A 1,245-nucleotide genomic window follows, 5' to 3' on the forward strand; every position below is an offset into this window, starting at 1 on the left:
GGGCGGCTCTGTACGGCGGCGATGCTGCCCGCGCTGGAGGAGGCATGCCGTGACTGGCGGCCCGATCTGGTACTGCGCGAGCCATGCGAGTACGCCTCGGCCGTGGCGGCCGAGCGTGTCTGCGTCCCGCACGCACAGGTGGCGATCTCGGCGGCGCGGATCGAGGCGGGCGCGCTCGAACTGGCGGCGCCCGCGCTCGCGCCGTACGGCGCGGAGACGGCGGAACGGCTGCGCGCCTCCCCGTATCTGACCCGTTTCCCCGCCTCCCTCGACCCCTCGCCGTATGCTCTGACGCGCCGCTTCCGCGAGGCCGCCGCCCCCCGTACCGCCGCGCTGCCCGACTGGTGGGGCGGCAGTGCGGAACCACTGGTCTATCTCACCCTCGGCACCGTCGCGGGCGGGCTGCCCGGTCGCCGTCGCGGCCTACCGGGCGGCGCTGGAGGCGGTGGGCGGACTGCCGGTACGCGTACTGCTCACGGCGGGGCACGCCACTGATGTGTCCGCGCTCGTCCCGGTCCCGCCGAATGTCCATGTCGAGGCGTGGGTGCCGCAGGCCGATGTCCTCGCCGGTGCGGACGCCGTGGTCTGCCACGGCGGTTCGGGTACGACCTTCGGCGCACTGGCGGCCGGTCTTCCGCTGGTCGTCATCCCGTTCTTCGCCGACCAGCCCGCCAACGCCCGGTTGGTCAGCGAGGCGGGCGCCGGACTGGTGGTCAGCCCGAGCGGCGGCTCGCCGGATACGATGCCCGCCCTCGGCCCCGACGATGTGCCGCGTATCCGGGCCGCCGTCGAGTCGGTGCTCGCGGACCCGTCGTACCGCACAGAAGCGCGCCGACTTGCGGACGAGATGAGAGCGCTCCCGACGATCGACTCCCTGCTCGACACCCTGGCGACGGGCTGAGGGCTGTCCCGCAGTACGGAGTGTCCCGTCAAGACTCGAACGCACAACGGCCGCCCGTACCCCTCGATCACCCGTGAACTGCCGTCCGTGTCAGATGTATTGACACTTCTGTTTCAGGAGTTTTACGTTTCATAACATCTGAGAGCGCTCTCGGACGCCCTTTCCCCCCATGTCTTCGAGGTGCCGTCCATGTCCGTCTCCCGTGCCAGACCCGTCTCCGCGCTGGTCCTGGTCACCGCCCTGGCCGCCGTCGGCCTGGGTCCCGCCGCCGGTCCGGCGATGGCCGCCAACGTCCCCGTGGGTGCGGGGAGTTATTCGGACACCCGGCCCGCCGGTACGGCGGG

1 protein-coding gene and 1 pseudogene are annotated in these 1,245 nt (G+C 72.0%); both read left to right on the forward strand.

Features of this window, described 5'->3' with window-relative positions; all coding sequences use genetic code 11:
* Positions 1-495, forward strand: a pseudogene (locus GA0115259_RS40995) (hypothetical protein); the annotation flags it as partial.
* A 1-nt stretch (position 496) separates the two neighbouring features.
* Entirely contained in the window at positions 497-901 is a 405-nt protein-coding gene (locus GA0115259_RS38350; protein ID WP_161230647.1) for a glycosyltransferase, read from the forward strand.
* Positions 902-1,245: the final 344 nt, after the last annotated feature.

Source organism: Streptomyces sp. MnatMP-M17 (assembly GCF_900091995.1).
Classification (GTDB): Bacteria; Actinomycetota; Actinomycetes; order Streptomycetales; family Streptomycetaceae; genus Streptomyces.